This is a genomic window from Streptomyces phaeofaciens (genome assembly GCF_014648915.1).
GTDB classification, from domain to species: domain Bacteria; phylum Actinomycetota; class Actinomycetes; order Streptomycetales; family Streptomycetaceae; genus Streptomyces; species Streptomyces phaeofaciens.
Map to the genome: position 1 here is coordinate 439,302 of NZ_BMSA01000001.1, position 18,240 is coordinate 457,541.

Sequence of the window (18,240 nt, forward strand, 5' to 3'; positions counted from 1 at the left end):
GCGCGCGGTCGGGGCTCTGCCCGGTGCCGACGGCGCTGCTGGTCCGCCCGACCGCCCCGGTGACGGGGGCGGTGGCCGGGGTGCCGGTGGTGTGCGGGGCCGCCCGGCTGCGCGACGGCCGTCCCGGGGTCGCGGGCCTGTCCGCTCCGACGGACGCGGCGCTCGCCCCGCCGTGGGCGGCCGTCGTGACGGCGGTGCCGTGGGCGCTGATGGCACGGGTGTTCGCCGGGGTGGCGGAGCGACGTGGGGGTGACGCCGGAGGCGGCAACCGACCGGGGCCGTGTCGCACGGCGACACCGGGGGAGGCCCGGGTGGGGGCGTCCGTCCAGGTCAGGATCCTGAACCGGGCTGCCGGTGGGCCCGCGCGGGTCGGCCGGCGGCCCGGCGCCTCTGTTCGCCGGCGGTCCGGCCGCCGCCGTCGGCCGGTGGCCCGGCCGGCGCTATCCGCCGGCCGGCTCGGGGCCGGTCCGGCCGGAGGCGTTGTCCCGGTCCCGGGCGGAGTCCGGGGCAGGCGCGTCCGGTGCGTCGGCCGCGGGCTCGGCGTCCGGGCCGTTCGGCGCCGGGCGCAGGCCCTTCGTCGTCTCCTTGAAGCGCTCCAGGGTCCGGCCCAGCTGCTGGAACGGGGAGCCGCCCCGCCGGGGCTGCGGACGGCGTGGTTCCGGGGCCTCGGCCGCCGCCTCCCGGTAGGCGGCAAGCGCCTCGTGGGCCTGTTCGGAGGCCTCCCGGTACAGGTCCCGGGACTGGGTCATCGCCTCCAGGGCCTCCTTGTACATCGCGATCAGCTCGCGCGCCTGGGCGAGTTCCTCCTCCCGGGTCAGCAGCCGCCACTTCTCCCGCAGGAGGGTGAGCGCGACGTCGCCGCCCTCCGGCAGCGGCCGGGGCAGCGCGGCGAACCGCCGCACCGCGTCCAGCACCTCCGTGGGATGCGTGCCGTCCAGGAACACGCTGCGCACCGAGAAGTCGTCGGCGTCGTACCCCGCCGGGGCCGGTGAGCCGGGCAGCACCAGCGCACCGCCGCGCGGCACCTCCACCCCGTACTCCTTCAGGGCCCAGTTCACGGTCCGCAACTGGTGCGGCGCGGCCCGCAGTTCGACCACCCGGTGGTGCAGGGCTGGCGGCAGCAGCGGGATCAGCGAGCGGCGGCCCCGATCGTCGGGCGTCATCGCCTCGTGCACCACGACCGGGACGGTCCAGGTGTCGCGCAGCGCGCCCCGCAGGGCACGGCGCAGCTCCTTGTCGTCCGCGGGCAGCGGGTTGGTGTGGAGGAACCGCAGCCCGGTGACGGTCTCGTGGCCCCACGCGCTGTCGACCTCCCAGGGCCAGAACATCGCGGCGGGCGAGGGCCAGCGCGGATCCCAGGGCTGCTCCGCCTCCGCGACCAGAGTCCACTCCTGCCCCTGGCCGGACCACTCCGCGAGTTTCAGCCGGGCGCGGACGGTCACCTCGTCCGGCACCTGCCAGCGGGCCTCGAAGGCCAGCTCCCCCTCGGCCGTCTCGGAGTCGGGCAGTTCCAGGAAGTCCAGGATCGTCTCGGCGTCCTTGAGTTCCTGGAGGTTCTTGCGCAGGACGTCCGGTGCGGCGGGACCGGTGTGGCGGCCACGGGCGAGCCAGACCGTGGAAGGTGTCGAGGGCGGGACGGTCGCGGAGATGAGCATGAGTCCGTTCATGAGGGACGGGCGGGGGCGATGGAGCAAAGGCCAGTATCGCGCGCCGCGGGGTGTGTGCGATCAAGCGGGGTGCGGGGCGGGAGGGTCTCGGGGTGCCGGGAACCTCGGGCGGTGGCCGGGGATGCCCGGTCGAGGGGTGCCTGCCCAGCCGTACGCCCCGTCACGCGTGGCGATTTCGGTTCCGTGGGGGGTGCGCGCGGTCCGGGCGGGGGTGTGCGGGGTCCGTCCGGGGTGTGACCGGTTCACCACGGCGGCCCCCGGCGCACCCATGGGCCCGCCGTGCCGTGGCCCTGACAATCGGATGGACAGGGCTCGCCCACCATCCGCGTCGGGGCGGGCCCTGTCCCCGTACCGGTGCCTCGGCCGGCCCACTGCGCCCCGGCCCTACCGGAAGAGCCGGTCCAGGTGGTGGTCCAGCACCCCGGCCGCCGCCTCCGGGGCCCGCTGGCCGACGAGGACGCTGCTGCCGAGTCCCGCGGACAGGGCGAGCAGGCTGACGGCCTCCACCTCCGCGTCCACCCCCGGGCGGAGGAGACCGCCCTCCTCGGCCTGCCGCAGCAGGGCGACCAGCGCCTGTTCGGCGGCGTCGGGCTCCTTGACGAACGGCTGGGCGGCGAGCGCCCGGTCGGTGACGGACAGGACCGCGTACGAGGTGTAGACGAGGTGGAAGGTGCGGCTCTCCTCGTCCGTCGGCAGCGCCGCCCCCAGCATCGCCTCGATCATCGCGCGCGGTCCGGGATCGTCGCCGGCGGCCCGGATCCGGGCGGTCACCCGCTCCCCGAACCGCCCGGCCAGGTGCCGCAGCCCGTAGAGCAGCAGCTTCTCCTTGGTCTCGAAGTAGTACTGCACCAGCCGGAGCGACACGCCCGCCTCCGCCGCCACGTCGCGCATCCCGACGGCGTGCAGCCCGCGTCGCGCCGCCACCCGCAGCAGGGCCTCGGCGATGTCGGTACGCCGTTCCTCGTGGTCCACCCGCCTGGGCATCGGCCGCTCCCTCGCTCGCCGTTCACCGGTGACTCCGCAAGACCCCTTGATGGTACAGCCGTACCAACATCGTGATACGTTCGTACCATAAAGAGCCCGTACCCGGAGGTGGCCGTGGACCGGACCGAGACCAGAACCCAGGCCGATGTCGGCCGTTTCGTGAACGACGCCGCGCGCGACCGGTACTTCGCCGCGTGCGACGCCGTGTACGCGCTGGGGGCGCGCCCGTTCGCCGAGACGGACGTGGAGACCTCCTTCGGCACCACCCACGTCTACCGGTACGGGCCCACGGACCCGGCCGCCCGGTCCCGTACCCCCGTCGTCCTGGTGCACGGAGCCGGCTCCTGCTCGGCCATGTGGTACCCCAACACCCCTGCGCTGAGCGCCGAGCGGCCGGTCTACGCGATCGACACCCCGGGCGACCCCGGACGCAGTGTGCAGCGCCGGCCGATCCACCGGCCCGAGGACGCCGCGCGGTGGCTGGACGAGACGCTCGCCGGGCTGGGCCTCGGCCGTGTGCACCTGGTCGGCAGCTCCTACGGCGGCTGGCTCGTCCTCAACCAGGCGCACCGCGAGCCCGGCCGCCTCGCCTCGGTCACCCTGCTCGACCCCGGCGGGCTGGAGAAGGTGGGCCTGCGCTTCTTCGTCTGGATCTTCGCCAGTCTCTTCGCGACGTTCGCGCCCAAGGCGATGCGCCCACGACTGGCGGCCTGGCTGGAGCAGCCGGTCCTCGTCGTGCCGGAGCTGCGGGCCATGATGAGGGCGGCCGTGCGCGCCTACCGCATCCGCCGGCCCGCCCCGCTGCCCCTGTCCGAGGCCGAACTGGCCGGCATCCGCACGCCGCTCTACCTGGTGCTCGGCATGCGCAGCCTCCTCGTTCACCCGCGGACGCAGGTCGAGCGCGTCCCGCGGCTGATCCCCGGCGCCCGGGCCGAGATCGTCTCCGACACCGGCCACGGACCCCAGATCGACCACGCGGACGAGGTCAACCGCCGGATGCTGGGCTTCATGGACTCCGTCGACTGACGGCGGGCCGGGCTCCCCGTCCAAGCCCGGTCCCGGCACCGGCCCGGAGCGGACGCCCGGGATCCTCGGCGATCCCGTGGCGTCCAGTGACGTTTCTCCGGTGAACCGGTTGAGCCATTGGGGTGAGCGAACCACCCCCGGGGGAGAAAGTCATGCCTCGGTATCGGGAGTCTTTTGTCTTGGCAAAGGACCGCCGTGTCCGCACGGTGCTCCGGCGCGCAGTGTGTCGACCCCTCAATCGCATGGGAGGAGCCGGACGTTGAGTCACGGCAACAAGCTGCGGGACCAGATCGCCCGTCCGGGCACGACCCCGCTGATCGGCGTATACGACATGTACTCGGCGTCGATCGCCGCCGAGCACTACGGCGGGATGTTCGTCTCCGGATTCGGCTTCGCGGCCTCGCACTACGGGCTGCCGGACATCGGGTTCATCGCCTGGCCGGACATGATGGCCTTCGTGCAGCGGCTGCGGGGCGCGTTCCCGCACCACCATCTGCTGGTGGACATCGACGACGGGTACGTCGACCCGGAGGTCGCCTGCCATGTGGTGGAGGGCCTGGAACGGATCGGCGCCTCCGGGGTCATCCTGGAGGACCAGAAACGGCCGCGCCGCTGCGGCCACGCCGACGGCAAGCAGGTGCTGCCGCTGGACGAGTACCTCACCAAACTGGACATGGTACTGCGCACCCGGCGCGACCTGGTCGTGGTGGCCCGCACCGATGCCACGGACGAGAGCGACATCCTGCACCGCGCCGAGACCCTCGCCGCCACCGACGCCGACGTGGTCCTCGTCGACGGGGTGCGCAGCGTCGAGTGGATCGGCCGGATCCGCTCCGTCGTCGGCGACAAACCGCTGCTGTTCAACCAGATCGCCGGCGGCAAGTCCCCCCGGCTGTCGCTGGGCGAGCTGACCGGCCTCGGCGTCGACGTGGCGATCTACAGCACCCCCTGTCTGTTCGCGGCGCACGAGGCGATGGACTCGGCGCTGGCCGAACTGAAGCAGGCCGACGGCCGCCTTCCCGAGGTCGACGGGGACGGGATCGGCGTGCGCGCCGCGACCGCGCTGCTGGAACGCAACATCGCGCGGCTGCGCGCCGAGCCCGAGCGGGTGGGCGTGTGAGCCGTCCCGGTCTGCGCCTGCGTACGGCGACCACCCTGGCCGCCGCCCTCCTCGGCGCGGCCGCGCCGCCGGCGACGGCCGGGGGCGGCCTGATCACCGTGATCGACAACTCGCACGCCGACTCCGTCCTGGAGGTGGACCGTGCGGCCAACATCCAGCAGGGCAGCAGCGGAACCGCGGGGAGCGACCACGAGGGCAGCGCCGTCGACCTGATGGAGGCGCTCGTCGCCGGGCCGGCCGCGCACGACGGGGACTAGCCGTCGGTACCAGCCCTGTGCTCGCGGCGGCCGGACACCTCGGTGCGGGGTGTCCGGCCGTCGTCGTCCCGCCGGGCGAGGGGAAGGGCCTTTCGCGCGCCCCTCACGTGCTCCTCACGTGCTCCGCAGCTCCCCCAGCGGTTCGGGGTCCTTCTCCAGGGCGGTGGCCGCCGTCCGCCAGGCGGTGTCCTCGGGGCCGAGGGCGCTGTGGAGGAAGGCCGTGGTGAGGCGCTGGATCAGGGCGACGCGTGCGGGACTCTCGTCCGTCGTCTCGGCGGCCTCGTGTCCGGGGATGCCACCGAGCGAGTGCTCCGACGACGCCGGCTTCGAGACGCTGCACGCCTACTTCCTCGACCGCCTCCTGCCCGTGTGCGCCCAGCTCCTCGACGCCGCCGTCGCCTCCGGCGAGATCCGCTCCGGCGTCGACGCCTACCACCTCATGCGCGGCATCGGGAACCTCTGCATCGGCACCGACAGCGACCCCCGTTACGACGCGCGCGTCCTGGTCGCGGGACCGCGCCGGCCGCGCTGACCGGGGCACCCGTGGACCTTGCCCGCGGTGCGCGCAGCATGTTCCAGGTGAATGTGCCAAACGGCTCCCCATGCCCCGGCACTTTCCGTAGTCTCGGGGTCACACGAACTGCCCTGCCCTGCACCGCACTTGATCCGCTTTTGTCGCCCACGCGCCGAAAGGACACGGTCATGGCCGTCGAGGCCGAGGTTCTGAACGAACTGCGCCGGCTGCGTACGCGTATGCCTCAGCTGACCGGGGCGCTGGCGGCCAGTGCCGACGGGCTGGTCCTCGCGCAGGACATGCCGAGGAGCGAGCCGGAGGGGCTGGCCGCGCTCACCGCCGCGGCGCTCGGCGTCGGCCGGCGGATGACCGACCTCGCGGCCGGCGGCGGTTTCCGCGAACTGCTGGTCCGGGGGGCCGGGGGCTATGTCGCCACCTACGCGGCCGGGCCCACCGCCGTACTGACGCTCCTCGCCGACGACCGGGTCAACGTCGGCCGGCTGCACCTGGAGGGGCGGCGCAGCGGCACCCGGATCGCCGAACTGATGACCGGCCGGTTCCCGGCCGACCGGCCCTTCCTCGCCGACGGACCGCCGCCCCCGCCCGTGGAGCGCGGCCGGACGCTCGGCGCCCTGCCGATCCGCATCCCACCGCAGTCCCGCCACGGGTTCTGACCGGACGGCGGGGCCGTCGCGTTCACTCCCCGGCGCCCTCCGGCTCCGTACGGCCGCGCCGCCTGCCCGCGCCGGGCCGCCGGCCGCCGCGCCGCTCGGGACCGGGACCCGGGCCCGCGCCGGCCGGCGGCGCGCTGAACCCGCCCGGCACGAGCCGCGGCGCGGCGACCGAGGGCGGGCCGGCCGGTGCGGAAAGGCCGTGCGGCTCCCGGTTCGCGTCCCGCGGCGCGGGCGGCGGCGGGACCGACCGGCTCGTCACCCGCGCGTGCGGCATCAGCGGCGCGCACACCGAGCACACCTCGCTCAACGTCCACACCTGGCCGATCGCCGGGTCGTGCCGCAGGACGAGGACGACGCCGCCCGCGCAGTTGACCCGGGTCCCCTCGTGCAGCGCGCACTGCTGACGGCGGCACCAGCACGCCGCGTCGTGATGCACCGCCGCCGCTCTGGCGTGCGCGGCCGCGTGGGCCTCGGCGAAGCGGCGCAGCGCCGCGATGTCCCGGGAGCGCGGCGGCATCACGCACGCCGACGAGCAGGTGACCGACGCGGTGCGGTCCCGGTGTCCGACGATGCGGATCGTCCAGCAGCGACCCGGGCGACGGGCCGAGGGGGCGTCAGGGTACATAAGAGCCAAAGCACATGTCCTTCGTGGGGGGAGGGCGACGAATCCGGGAACGGTTCCGGCACGGCCCGCCGGAAGTGACCTCGTTCACAGCATGCCCGTGGCCCGGCCACCGCATGCCCGTGGCCCGGCCGACCCTTGGCACAGTGCCCCTCATGGGGGACATCACGCCGGACATGTCGTACGCCTAAGCTCCCCTCCATGAACACCGGGGAACCTGCAAGACGTGTGGTCGACGGCCGCTTCGAACTGCTCGAACGGCTCGGGGGCGGAGGCATGGGCTGGGTCTGGCGCGCCCGCGACCTGGCACTTCACCGGGACGTCGCCGTCAAGGAAGTACGGCCGCCCGACCCGGCGCTCGCCGAGTACGACCCCGAGGGCGCCCGCACCCTGCGCGAGCGCGTGCTGCGGGAAGCCCGCGCGCTGGCCCGCGTCCACCACCCCAACGTGGTCACCATCCACCACATCGTCGACGGCGGTGAGGGCACCTTCCCCTGGATCGTGATGGAGCTGGTGACCGGCGGCTCGCTCCAGGACCGGCTCCAGCGCGGCGCGATGACCCCGGCCGAGGCCGCGGGCCTGGGACGCGAGGTGCTGTCCGCGCTGCGCGCCGCGCACGCCGCCGGCATCGAGCACCGCGACGTGAAACCGGCCAACGTCCTGCTGCGCCCCGACGGGCGGCCCGTGCTCACCGACTTCGGCATCGCCGCCATCCGAGAGGCCACGAGTCTCACCGCCACCGGCTCCGTCATCGGCTCGCCCGACTTCATGGCGCCCGAACGCGTCAGCGGCAAGGAAGGCGGACCCGCCGCCGACCTCTGGTCCCTGGCGATGCTGCTGTACGTCGCCGTCGAGGGGCATCACCCGCTGCGCCGGGCCACCACGCTCGCCACCCTGGCCGCCGTCCTCGGCGAGGACGTGCCCCCGCCCCGGCGGGCCGGCGCCCTGACGCCCGTCCTCACCGCCGTCCTCGTCCGGGATCCCCTGGCCCGTCCCGACGCCGCCGAGGTCGACCGGATGCTCGCGGCGGCCGGCACCGCCGTACCCGCCCAGGACGCCCCGCGGCCGCCCGCGGCCCCGGAGATCCCCTCGGTGACCTCGTATCCGCTCGCCCCGCCCGGCTATGCCACCCCGGGCCCCGCCCCGGCCCCCTCCCTCGGGGCGCCCACCGTGCACCCGGCCACCGGCGCGCCCACCGTGCACCCGGCCGCGGCCCCGCCCCGCTCCCGCCGTGTCCGCACGGTCGCGCTCGCCGCGGCCGGCGCCGCCCTGGCGGGTGTCCTGGTGTGGACGCAGCTGGACTCCGGCGGCGAGGGGGAGGACGGTGACGCCCGCGGGGCCGTACCCACGGTCTCCGCCGCGGGGAGCAGCCGTTCGGCGTCCCCGGACGCCGGCTCCGGCGGTACCGCGCGGGAGACGACCGACCTGCTCACCGGCGACGGCGTGCGCACCGCCGTGGCGAAGCTGACCGAGGCCATGGGCGGGTCGAAGGTCACCGGGCTGGTGGTGTACCCGGAGTACGCCGTCGCCGACCGGCCGGTCGACGGCAGGGCGAAGCTCTACGACCGCTACCTCTACCGGGGCGGTGAGGTGGCCGTGAAGGACGGCCCGGGCGGCACGGTGATGACCGGCGCGGTCCCCGTCGACCTCGACGTCTACGACTGGGACGCGGTGCCCGCGCTGCTGTCCAAGGCCGGCCGGACCCTGGGCGTGGAGAAGCCGACGAGCCGTTATCTGGTGGTCAACCCGGCGTCCACGATCTTCGACACCCCGCCCACGCTGAGCGTCTACCTCTCCGACGACTACGGCAGCGCCTACCTGCGGGCCGACGTGCACGGAAAGGTGATCGAGACCCACCCGCGCGACGACGGCTGACCCGCGCCCGCCGGTGTCCGGTGTCAGTGCGGGAACGCGCGGGGCTGGCGGAGCCGGGGCAGTTCGTCGCGGAAGTCCTCGATGCGGGAGCTGATCTGGCGCATCAGGACGGTGTCCTCGATCCGGTCCAGATACAGGTTCCGGCGGGCCAGGGCGGGTCCGTCCACACAGAAGTACACGCTCATCAGCGGGTTGACGAACAGCTCGCTGTTCCTGGTCCGCTCGGTGAACCGCACGTCCCCGAACTCCCCGCGTACGGCGGCGGCGACGGAGCCGTTGACGATGCTCGGGTGGCCCGGGGTGGACGCCTGGGCGTGGGCCACCGCGTCGAGGTACAGGGCGCCCTCCCTGCTGTCGCGCGGCAACGAGAACGCGCCGAGGTAGGCGCCCTCGCGGTCCAGCGCGGCCAGGTTCTCCAGGACCAGGGAGTGGTTGACGCCGTGATGGGCGTCCACGCCGAAGCCCAGGGACGCCACCAGCCGGTGCGGCACCTCGTCGAGGCCGCTCACGGCGGCCAGGCTGGCCATGTCCTCCTCGGGCGTGCCCAGACCGTGCTCGTCGCCGCGCATCAGGATGTCCGTGCCGCCGTCCACCAGGACGATCGCGTCGACGCCGCCCAGATGGTCCAGGAGTGCCCGGTAGGCGTCCCGCAGCGGTTTCACGCCGGTACGGGGGAAGGCGTACACCGTGGCGGGCAGGCCGTGCCGGCCGAGCCACGTGGCCAGGGTGTGTTCGGGGAAGTAGTCGCCGCGCGCCGGGGTGTCGGGGCGGACGGCCGCGACATCGGGTTCGAGCCACACCTCGGCGGGCAGGCCGTACAGCTCGGCGAAGGAGAGGTTGGCGAGGTGGACGTCCTTGCCGGCCGCGCGCAGGGCGAGGGCCAGCGGAAGGCCCGTGTAGATGTCGAACCCGCCGCCCGCACCGGCGACGAGCACCCGGCGCGCGTCGCGCAGCCGGGTGAACAGGGGAGGCTCGTGGAGGGAGAACACCCCGGGACGCTAGCAGGCGGCGATCGAGCGGCCCACCCGATTACCGGCAACTCGCCCGCACGGCAAGCGAGTTGTGGGCCCTGAGGGCAGACGTGGCGGGCCTTCGGGAGGTGCGCCGACGGGCCCCTGGGCATCCGCCCCGGGGCCCGCCCGGCACGGTTACGCGCCGCTCTCGCGCAGCATGTCCTCGCGCTCGACGAGCTTCACGCGCTCGCGGCCCTGCGGCTCGCCCAGCGCCTTCTCGGCGGCGTCCAGCTTGTACCAGCCCTCCCAGGTGGTGAAGCGGATCTCGCGCTCGGCCAGGAACGCCTCCACGGCCTCCGGCTCCGGCGCGGACGGCGTCTGGAGCCGGCCGCCCGCGTGGTCGGCCAGCAGGTTGGCCACCGTCTCGTTGGCGTCGCCCTTGGTGTGGCCGATGAGGCCGACCGGGCCGCGCCGGATCCAGCCGGTGACGTACACCGACTCCAGGTGCGTACCGCTCTCCTGGATGACCCGGCCGCCCTCGTCCGGGACCGTGCCCGACTCGACGTCCCAGGGCAGCTTCGGCAGCTTGTCGGAGAGGTAGCCGACCGCGCGGTAGACCGCGGAGAGGTCCCAGTCCTTGAACTCGCCGGTGCCCTTGACGTTCCCGGTGCCGTCCAGGGCGGTGCGCTCGGTGCGCAGGCCGACGACCTTGCCGTCCTCGCCGAGGATCTCGGTGGGCGACTCGAAGAAGTGCAGGAAGAGCTTGTGCGGGCGGTCGCCGATGTCGCGGATCGCCCAGTTCTCCAGCGTCTTGGCCACCATGTCGGCCTGCTTGTTGCCGCGCCGGGTGGCGATCGAGCCGTCGTCGTAGTCGATGTCCTCGGGGTCGACGATGACCTCGATGGTGGGGGAGTGGTCCAGCTCGCGCAGCTCCATCGGGGAGAACTTCGCCTGTGCCGGGCCGCGGCGGCCGAAGACGTGGATCTCCAGCGCCTTGTTGGCCTTGAGGCCGTCGTAGACGTTCGGCGGTATCTCCGTGGGCAGCAGCTCGTCGGCCGTCTTGGCCAGGATGCGGGCCACGTCCAGCGCCACGTTGCCGACGCCGAGGACGGCGACCTTCTCGGCCTCGAGCGGCCAGGTGCGCGGCACGTCCGGGTGGCCGTCGTACCAGGACACGAAGTCCGCGGCGCCGTAGGAGCCGTCCAGCTCGATGCCCGGGATCGACAGCTCGCGGTCGGCCGTCGCGCCGGTCGAGAAGATCACGGCGTCGTAGAAGGCGCGCAGGTCGTCCAGGCTGATGTCGGTCGGGTAGTCGACGTTGCCGAAGAGGCGGATCTGCGGCTTGTCGAGGACCTGGTGCAGGGCGGTGATGATGCCCTTGATCCGGGGGTGGTCCGGGGCCACGCCGTAACGGATCAGTCCGAACGGGGCCGGCATCCGCTCGAAGAGGTCGATGGAGACACCGGGGTCGGTGGCCACATCGGACTTGAGCAGCGCGTCGGCGGCGTAGATCCCGGCGGGGCCGGCTCCGACGATGGCTACCCGCAGGGGGCGGGGCATGATCAGGTTCCCTTCGAGCGGTGACAGATCAACTCGGGGGAAGCCTAAGCTAAGGCATGCCTAAGTCGGTACGCGGGTCCGGTCTATGAGCCCATAAACGTGATTTATGAGTCTGGTCCGAAAGGCGCGTGGAAGGCAAACCACCCTACGGCAGCGGCTGTTCGGCCCAGATCACCTTGCCCCTGGGGGTGTAGCGGGTACCCCAGCGGTCGGTGAGCTGGGCCACCAGGAACAGACCCCGGCCGCCCTCGTCCGTCATGGCCGCGTACCGCAGATGCGGCGAGGTGTTGCTGCTGTCGGAGACCTCGCAGATCAGGGTGCGGTCCCGCAGCAGCCGGACCCGCACCGGGGCCGCGCCGTAGCGGATCGCGTTGGTCACCAGCTCGCTCAGGATCAGCTCCGTCGTGAAGGACAGCTCCTCCAGGTCCCACAGCCCCAGCTGCCGCACCACCGCGGACCGCACCACGCCCACCGCCGCCGGCTCCATCGGCACGTCCCACTCGGCGACCCGGTCCGCGCCGAGCGCCCGGGTGCGGGCCACGATCAGGGCGATGTCGTCGTTGGGCCGGGCCGGCAGCAGGGAGTCCAGCACGCTCCGGCAGGTCTCCTCCGGAGTGCCGTCCGCGCTGCGCTCCAGGGCGGCGCGCAGCAGGTCCAGGCCCGTGTCGATGTCCCGGTGCCGGTCCTCCACCAGCCCGTCCGTGTACAGCACCAGCCGGCTGCCCTCCGCCAGCTCCAGTTCCGCCGTCTCGAACGGCAGCCCGCCGAGACCGAGCGGCGGCCCGGCCGGCACCTCCGGATACTCGACCCGCCCGTCCGCGCCGACCAGCGCCGGCGGCGGATGACCGGCCCGGGCGACCGTGCAGCGCCGCGAGACCGGGTCGTAGATGGCGTACAGGCAGGTGGCCCCGGAGACCGGCGCGCTGCCGCCCTCCGCGGCCTCGTCCTGGTCCATCCGGGCCACCAGCTCGTCCACCAGCCCGAGCAGCTCCTCGGGCGCCAGGTCCAGCGCCGAGAAGTTGTGGACGGCGGTGCGCAGCCGGCCCATCGTGGCGGCCGCGTGCAGCCCGTGCCCCACCACGTCGCCGACGACCAGTGCCACCCGGGCCCCGGACAGCGGCAGCACGTCGAACCAGTCGCCGCCGACACCCGCCTGCGCCGGCAGATAGCGGTAGGCGATGTCCAGCGCGTTCTGCTCGGGAAGCGTGCGCGGCAGCAGACTGCGCTGAAGGGTGACGGCCAAGCCGTGCTCGCGCGTGAAACGGCGCGCGTTGTCGATCGAGACCGCGGCCCGCGCCACCAGCTCCTCCGCGAGGACCACCTCGTCCGGGTCGAACGGATCGGGCCGCTCCGAACGCCAGAAGCTGACCACCCCCAGGATCAGCGCCCCGGCCCGCACCGGGACGGTGATCAGCGAGTGGATGCCGAACCCCACGACCTGCTCGGTGCGCTCCAGATCCTGGGCACGCCAGCCCGGCGACTCCGCCAGCCGGGCCTCCAGCACCGGCCGGGCGCCCGCGAGACTGCGCGCCTGCGGCGACGACTCCACGAACCGGATCCGCTCGCCCACCGCGTACAGCGGCGCGCCCTTGCGGATCCCGCTGGTCGCCGTGCGCCGCAGCGCGCCCCGGGCCTCCGGCTCCTCGCCCGCCAGGACCGCGTCGAACAGGTCGACGGTCGCGAAGTCCGCGAACCGGGGCACCGCCAGCTCCGTCAGCTCCTCCGCGGTCCGGGTGACGTCCAGGCTCGTCCCGACGCCCACACCGGCCGCGTACAGCAGATCCAGCCGCTCCCGGGCCGCCTCCGCCCGGCCGGACAGGGCGCGCAGCTCCGTGGAGTCGCGCAGGGTGGCGACGCTGCCGGCCGGGCCGTCCGCCAGATCGGTGGGCCGCTGGTTGACCGCCAGCAGCCGGTCCCCGACCAGGTGCACCTCGTCCGTGACGATCCGCCCGGAGGCCAGCAGCTCCGCCGTACCGGGGTCCAGGCCCAGATCGAGGACCTGCCGGCGCTCGGCGTCCGGGGGCAGGTCGAGCAGCCGGTGCGCCTCGTCGTTGGCGAGCAGCAGATCGCCGTCGCCGCCGACGATGATCACCCCTTCGCGGACGGCGTGCAGCACCGCGTCGTGGTGCTCGTACATCCGGGTCATCTCGCGCGGGCCCAGGCCGTGCGTCTGACGCAGCAGCCGACGGCTGACCAGCGCCGTGCTCGCGGTGGCCAGGGCGAGGGCCACGGCGGCGCTGGCGAGGACCAGCGGCAGCTGGCGGTCGGCGTTCCCGCCGACATGCTGCGTGGTGATGCCGGACGACACCATGCCCACGACCGTCCCGTCGGGTGCCGTCACCGGGACGATGGCCTGCACCAGCCGTCCGATCGTCCCGTCGACCTCCTCGACGACGGTCTTGCCCTGGAGGGCGGGCTCGTAGTTCCCGACGAACTTCTTGCCGATCCGGTCGGGTTTGGGATGCGTGTAGCGGATGCCCTCGGTGCTCAGCACGACGATGAAGTCCATGTCGGACGCCTCGCGGGCGGCCTCGGCCGACGGCTGGAGCACCGCCGTGGGGTTCGGGCTGCGCAGTGCCGCGACGATGCCCGGTGAGTGGGCGTACGTCTGCGCGACGGCCACCGAACGGTTGCGGGCCTCCTGCGTGGTGTCGTGACGCACCTGGAGCAGCAGTGCCACCACCGCGGCGACGACCACCAGCAGGACGATGACGACCTGGAGGACGAACACCTGTGCGGCGAGGCTGCGCCCGCCCAGCGCGGACTCGGACGTACGCAGGACGCGCGGGCCCGGGGGACGACGGGCCGGCCGGGCAGCCGAGCGCCCCAGGAGTCGGACCATGTGCCATGTCTACACTGCTTGGCCTGGTGAGGCGAGAGGCGTCACACGCCGTCACGGGACCGGCCCGGCACGGTCCCCGTCCGGGATCCCCGCGGCCTCGGCGCGGGTCGCCAGCAACAGCGCGATGTCGTCGGGCCGGTCGGCGGCCTGCCGGGCCGTCACGGTCAGCAGGTCGGCGACGTCCGCGAGGGGCCGCCCGGGGACCGAACCGGCCTCGGCGAGGGCGGCGCGCACGGCGGCGATACCGTCGTCGATGTCCTGCCCCGGCCGCTCGACCAGCCCGTCCGTGTAGAGCGCCAGGATCGCGCCCGGCTCCAAGGTCAGTTCCGTGACCGGGTAGTGGGCGCGCGCGTCGACCCCGAGGACCACCCCGCCCGGCAGCTCGACGACCTCCGTACGGCCGTCGGGGTGGCGCAGCAGCGGCGGCAGGTGCCCCGCGCGGGCCGCCCGGGCCCGTCCGGTGGCCGGGTCGAGCCGGACATAGCAGCAGCTGGCGAACTGGCCGGGGTCGAGGTCGATGAGCAGATGGTTGGTACCGCCCATCACCTCCTCCGGCGGATGGTCGCCGAGCGCGAACGCGCGGACCGCGCTGCGCAGTTGGCCCATCGTGGCGGCAGCCTGCACCCCGTGCCCCTGGACGTCCCCGATGACCAGGGCCAGCCCGTTCCCGGCCTCCACGACGTCGTACCAGTCGCCGCCCACGTCCATCCCCGCGGTGCCCGGCAGATACCGTCCGGCGGTCTCCACCCGCGCGTGCTGCGACAGCCGGCGGGGGAGCAGTGCCTGCTGGAGGCCGCGGGCGAGGGCGGCCTCGGTGTCGTACCGCCGGGCCTTGTCCATCGCGTGGGCGATCAGCCCGGCGAGCGCGGTCAGCACCGTGCGCTCCTCGGAGCTGAAGCTGCGGGGGCCGTCGAAGCCGAGGATGCAGGAGCCGACCGGGCGGCCCGAGGCGATCAGCGGAAGGAAGGCCCGGGCACCGACGGCCGCGTCGAGCTCGATCCCCGGGTAGGCCGCCGCCAGCTGGTCCATCGAGTCGAAGAACAGCGGACGGCCCGTGGTGAGGGTCTCCACGCCCGGCAGCCGGGCGTCCAGCCCCACCCCCTCGAACGACTTGAGGAAGCCCTTCGGGAAGCCGCTCTCCCACGCCAGGAACAGATGCCGCTCCTGCAACAGGTAGATGGCCAGCCGGCGGCCGCCGAACGCGGGCAGCAGCTCCTGCATCACCACCGCCGACACCTGCCGGGCGGTCACCGCCTCGGTCAGCGCGATCGCCAGCAGGATCGGCCGGTACAGCGGCCCCGTCGTGGCGGCGTCCCGCGGGGGGACCTCGGTCTCGTCGGGCCCGGGGGGCGTGTCGTACGGCACCCGGTTGGACGGCACCGCCGTACAGGTCAGCAGGTCCGGGCCGGGGTACACGGCCATGCTCAGCCAGTTCCCCTCGAACGGCCCCGGGGCGTCGGCGGGCCGCCGTACATGGAAGTGCCCCGGGTCCGGGGACAGCAGGGCGCCGCGCAGATGCTCCTCGCAGGCAGGCTGGTTCAGCCAGGGCACGGCGTCCCACAGCGGCCGGCCCTCCAGCCTGTTCCGCTCCACGCCCAGCAGGTGGGCGGCCCGCGGGTTGGCGTAGACGACCAGGCCCAGCCGGTCGAGGCAGAACACCCCCTCCGGGAGCAGATCGGCGGCGCCGTCGGCGAGGGCACCCGGGCCGGGGTCGAGGAGGACGCCGGTGACGGGCCCACCGGCCCCGTCGGCCGCCGGCCAGAGCTCCAGCAGCCGCAGACCGCCCTCCGAGGTGCGGACCTCGATCGGCACGGACGGCGGCCGGCCCTCGGCGGTCCGGCGCAGTATCGCGGGCAGCCGGTGGGCGTCGGCCGGGTCGACGGTCCGGGTCAGCGCGTCCAGGGTGCGGGGGAGGGCACCGGGCGGCAGCCCGAACAGGGCCCGCGCCTGGTCGTCGGCGACGACCGTGTCGCTCACCGGGTCCCAGGAGAAACGGCCCACCCGGCCGGGGGGCGGCCCGGCGACCGGCGGCCGTACGCTGAGCGGCTCGTCGTCCCAGGTCGTGTTCGTGCCCCCGGCCGCCAGCCGCAGCAGGGCCGCCGCCAGGGCGTTCGCCGCCTCCGCGAGCCGTTCACGCTCGGCCAGCAACTCCGCGCCGTCGGACACCGCGGCCCGCAGTGCCGTCATCACGCCGAAGGCCTCGCCCTCCGCCACGACCGGCACGTTCAGCGCGCCGAACTGGAAGGGCAGGCCCGCCGCGAACTGCGGATAGCGGCGCATCGCCTCCGTGGCGTTCGCCAGCACCACCGGTACGCCCGTCCGGTGCACGTCGGCCACCGGGAACGGCCGGTCCACGTGCACCCGCCACCAGGGGCGGAACAGCGGTCCGGGCAGCCCCGCGACCACCGCGAGCCGCAGCACTCCGGGCGTGCTCGAGCGCAGGTACACGCCCCCGGCGCGGCCGCCCGTGACCCGCAGGGCGTCCACCGCGGCCGCGGTCAGCAGCGCGGACGGCGGCCCCGGCGGCCTTCGCTCGTCCCCGGCGCTCCCAGTCATCGGCCCTACCTCGTCCGTGCGCCGCCGCGTGGTCGACACAGCAAGAATGCGCCACACCGGGGCCGATGTGCATCCGCGCGGGCCGCCGGGCTTCCTGCCCGGCGGCCCGGCGGCCCGCGTCAGGCGGTGACGCGCAGGGTGCTCTTGGCCAGCTCGTACGCGGGGAGCATCGCCTCGTGCTCCTCGGTGTCCATGCCGCCGAGGTGCAGGATCACGGTCCCGTCGGGCGTGGCGACCGCGAGGGCGCGCTCCTTCTTCGTCTCCTCGAGGAGCTCGCTCGTGGTGAGGTACTCCACCTCGGTGCCGGTGACGTCACCCGCTTCGAACGACCGGTACTTCTCCCGGCTCACGCCGTCCTCGGCGGCGACGAACTCCTTCAGCACCGCCCGGGCGTCGGCGTCGCCCGGCTCGCCGGTGTAGACCCGCAGGAAGCCGATCTTCCCGGCGGGCTTGGCGTCGATCTCGCAGGCCACGGTGACCGGGCCCTGGCGCAGGAGCGCGTCCGCGAGCTCGGCCAGGTCGCCGGACTTCTCGCGCTCCCCCTCGGCGTCGACCGCCTTCGGCTTCCAGAACTCGGCGGTGTCGAAGCTGACCGGCAGCTCGCACGCCGACCCGGCGGCACCGATCGTCTCCCCGTGCCGCGCGACATCGGCGGTGGCCTTCGCGCTCGCCTTCGCCCCCGAGACGCTCTTCGAGCCGTTCTCCTCCGTGGTCGAGCAGCCCGTCGCCAGCCCCGTCAGCAGCACGGCCGCCGTCAGCCCCCGCCCCACGTTCCCCACCCCAACGCGCACCTGAACTTCCCCTCTTGACATGGTCCTGGCCGGCCCGGACGCCGGCGGGGCACTCTAACCGAGGGGACCGACAGGGGTGGTTACCGGGCGGTAGGGGTGGTGGGCGTGCGTGCGTGCGCCCGGGAGAGCCGTGCGGCGTGCGGGGTGCGCCCGCCGACGGAGGGGGGCCGTACGGCCGTGCGCTCACCGCGGGGTGCCGGGGTCCCGGGCAGGGTGGGAGCGGCGGTGGGCGGCGACGCGTTCGCGGGTGGCGCAGCGGCGCGAGCAGTAGCGGCGCTCGGGCCCGCTGCCCAGCGCGACGAACACCTGGGAGCAGGTCGGCGAGGCGCAGACCCGGCCGGGCGGGCGCTGCCGGTCCCAGAGCACGACGGCCAGCGCCATGCAGGACGACGCGAGGAACCACTCGTCCCAGGGGCCGTCGTCCGCCCGGTCGAGATGCGGGTGCCAGGGCGTCCGCCCGGCGTGCGCGGTGAGCCGCAGCGGCCCGGTGTGCTCGCCCAGCAGCCGGTTGAGGACGTCGGCGGCGCGGTCGACGTCCTCGGCGGCGAAGACCTCGCGCAATGCCGCACCGGCCGCCCGCATCCGGTCGACGTCCTCGGGGGTCAGCGCGAGCGGCTCCTGCTCGCCGTGGGCGCGCAGCACCTCGGCGACCCGCTCCGGTGCGGGCGGAAGGTCGCCGTCGAGGACGTTGAGCAGGGCCGCGGTGCGGCGGGCGGTGGCCGGCACGGAGTGCCGGGTGGACCAGTCGTCGGGGGGAGCGCGCACCAGCCCAATGTAACGCATATTGAGGAGTTTTGAG

The 18,240-nt window shown here is 74.3% G+C and carries 14 protein-coding genes and 2 pseudogenes; 6 read left to right on the forward strand and 10 right to left on the reverse strand.

Features of this window, described 5'->3' with window-relative positions:
• Positions 1 to 440: 440 nt before the first annotated feature.
• On the reverse strand, positions 441 to 1,655 hold the full coding sequence (locus tag IE275_RS01925) for a hypothetical protein (protein ID WP_189706735.1): 1,215 nt from the start codon (positions 1,653 to 1,655) through the stop codon (positions 441 to 443).
• A gap of 396 nt (positions 1,656 to 2,051) precedes the next feature.
• Positions 2,052 to 2,651, reverse strand: a complete 600-nt coding sequence (locus tag IE275_RS01930) for a TetR/AcrR family transcriptional regulator (RefSeq protein ID WP_189706737.1) — start codon at positions 2,649 to 2,651, stop codon at positions 2,052 to 2,054.
• A 108-nt stretch (positions 2,652 to 2,759) separates the two neighbouring features.
• Between IE275_RS01930 and IE275_RS01935 the strand changes: the two genes are divergently transcribed.
• The 3 genes from IE275_RS01935 to IE275_RS01945 all read left to right on the forward strand — a co-directional run bounded on the left by IE275_RS01935 (position 2,760) and on the right by IE275_RS01945 (position 5,054).
• The gene (locus tag IE275_RS01935) at positions 2,760 to 3,677 is read left to right on the forward strand and encodes an alpha/beta fold hydrolase (protein WP_189706739.1); all 918 of its coding nucleotides are present in this window, start codon (positions 2,760 to 2,762) and stop codon (positions 3,675 to 3,677) included.
• Positions 3,678 to 3,936: 259 nt separating this feature from the next.
• Complete coding sequence (locus IE275_RS01940; protein ID WP_189706741.1) at positions 3,937 to 4,797, forward strand: isocitrate lyase/PEP mutase family protein; 861 nt, start codon at positions 3,937 to 3,939, stop codon at positions 4,795 to 4,797.
• The gene (locus tag IE275_RS01945; RefSeq protein ID WP_189706743.1) at positions 4,794 to 5,054 is read left to right on the forward strand and encodes a hypothetical protein; all 261 of its coding nucleotides are present in this window, start codon (positions 4,794 to 4,796) and stop codon (positions 5,052 to 5,054) included. The genes IE275_RS01940 and IE275_RS01945 overlap by 4 nt, the downstream gene beginning before the upstream one ends.
• 114 nt (positions 5,055 to 5,168) lie before the next feature.
• Here IE275_RS01945 and IE275_RS45765 read toward each other — a convergent pair.
• Positions 5,169 to 5,369, reverse strand: a pseudogene (locus tag IE275_RS45765) (chlorophyllase); the annotation flags it as partial.
• Here IE275_RS45765 and IE275_RS01950 point away from each other — a divergent pair.
• Positions 5,365 to 5,586 (forward strand): annotated as a pseudogene (locus IE275_RS01950) (TetR family transcriptional regulator); the annotation flags it as partial. The pseudogenes IE275_RS45765 and IE275_RS01950 sit on opposite strands and share 5 nt — an antisense overlap.
• Before the next feature lie 170 nt (positions 5,587 to 5,756).
• On the forward strand, positions 5,757 to 6,242 hold the full coding sequence (locus tag IE275_RS01955) for a roadblock/LC7 domain-containing protein (RefSeq protein WP_189706744.1): 486 nt from the start codon (positions 5,757 to 5,759) through the stop codon (positions 6,240 to 6,242).
• A 22-nt stretch (positions 6,243 to 6,264) separates the two neighbouring features.
• Here IE275_RS01955 and IE275_RS01960 read toward each other — a convergent pair whose 3' ends face one another.
• Positions 6,265 to 6,867: a hypothetical protein gene (locus IE275_RS01960; protein WP_229870047.1), complete on the reverse strand. Its 603-nt coding sequence runs from the start codon at positions 6,865 to 6,867 to the stop codon at positions 6,265 to 6,267.
• A gap of 198 nt (positions 6,868 to 7,065) precedes the next feature.
• Between IE275_RS01960 and IE275_RS01965 the strand changes: the two genes are divergently transcribed.
• A complete protein-coding gene (locus tag IE275_RS01965) occupies positions 7,066 to 8,739 on the forward strand; it encodes a serine/threonine-protein kinase (RefSeq protein ID WP_189706746.1) in 1,674 nt (557 codons plus the stop codon).
• A 23-nt stretch (positions 8,740 to 8,762) separates the two neighbouring features.
• Here IE275_RS01965 and IE275_RS01970 read toward each other — a convergent pair whose 3' ends face one another.
• The 6 genes from IE275_RS01970 to IE275_RS01995 all read right to left on the reverse strand — a co-directional run bounded on the left by IE275_RS01970 (position 8,763) and on the right by IE275_RS01995 (position 18,224).
• Entirely contained in the window at positions 8,763 to 9,728 is a 966-nt protein-coding gene (locus IE275_RS01970) for a DUF1152 domain-containing protein (RefSeq protein WP_189706748.1), read from the reverse strand.
• A gap of 159 nt (positions 9,729 to 9,887) precedes the next feature.
• Positions 9,888 to 11,252 (reverse strand): FAD-dependent oxidoreductase, encoded by a 1,365-nt coding sequence (locus IE275_RS01975; RefSeq protein ID WP_189706750.1) that lies wholly within the window; start codon positions 11,250 to 11,252, stop codon positions 9,888 to 9,890.
• A gap of 145 nt (positions 11,253 to 11,397) precedes the next feature.
• The gene (locus IE275_RS01980) at positions 11,398 to 14,094 is read right to left on the reverse strand and encodes a SpoIIE family protein phosphatase (protein ID WP_189706752.1); all 2,697 of its coding nucleotides are present in this window, start codon (positions 14,092 to 14,094) and stop codon (positions 11,398 to 11,400) included.
• Between the two features lie 51 nt (positions 14,095 to 14,145).
• Positions 14,146 to 16,650, reverse strand: a complete 2,505-nt coding sequence (locus IE275_RS01985; protein ID WP_189706754.1) for a SpoIIE family protein phosphatase — start codon at positions 16,648 to 16,650, stop codon at positions 14,146 to 14,148.
• A gap of 119 nt (positions 16,651 to 16,769) precedes the next feature.
• Positions 16,770 to 17,462: a lipoprotein gene (locus tag IE275_RS01990; protein WP_373299149.1), complete on the reverse strand. Its 693-nt coding sequence runs from the start codon at positions 17,460 to 17,462 to the stop codon at positions 16,770 to 16,772.
• Between the two features lie 162 nt (positions 17,463 to 17,624).
• The gene (locus IE275_RS01995) at positions 17,625 to 18,224 is read right to left on the reverse strand and encodes a CGNR zinc finger domain-containing protein (RefSeq protein WP_189706758.1); all 600 of its coding nucleotides are present in this window, start codon (positions 18,222 to 18,224) and stop codon (positions 17,625 to 17,627) included.
• Positions 18,225 to 18,240: the final 16 nt, after the last annotated feature.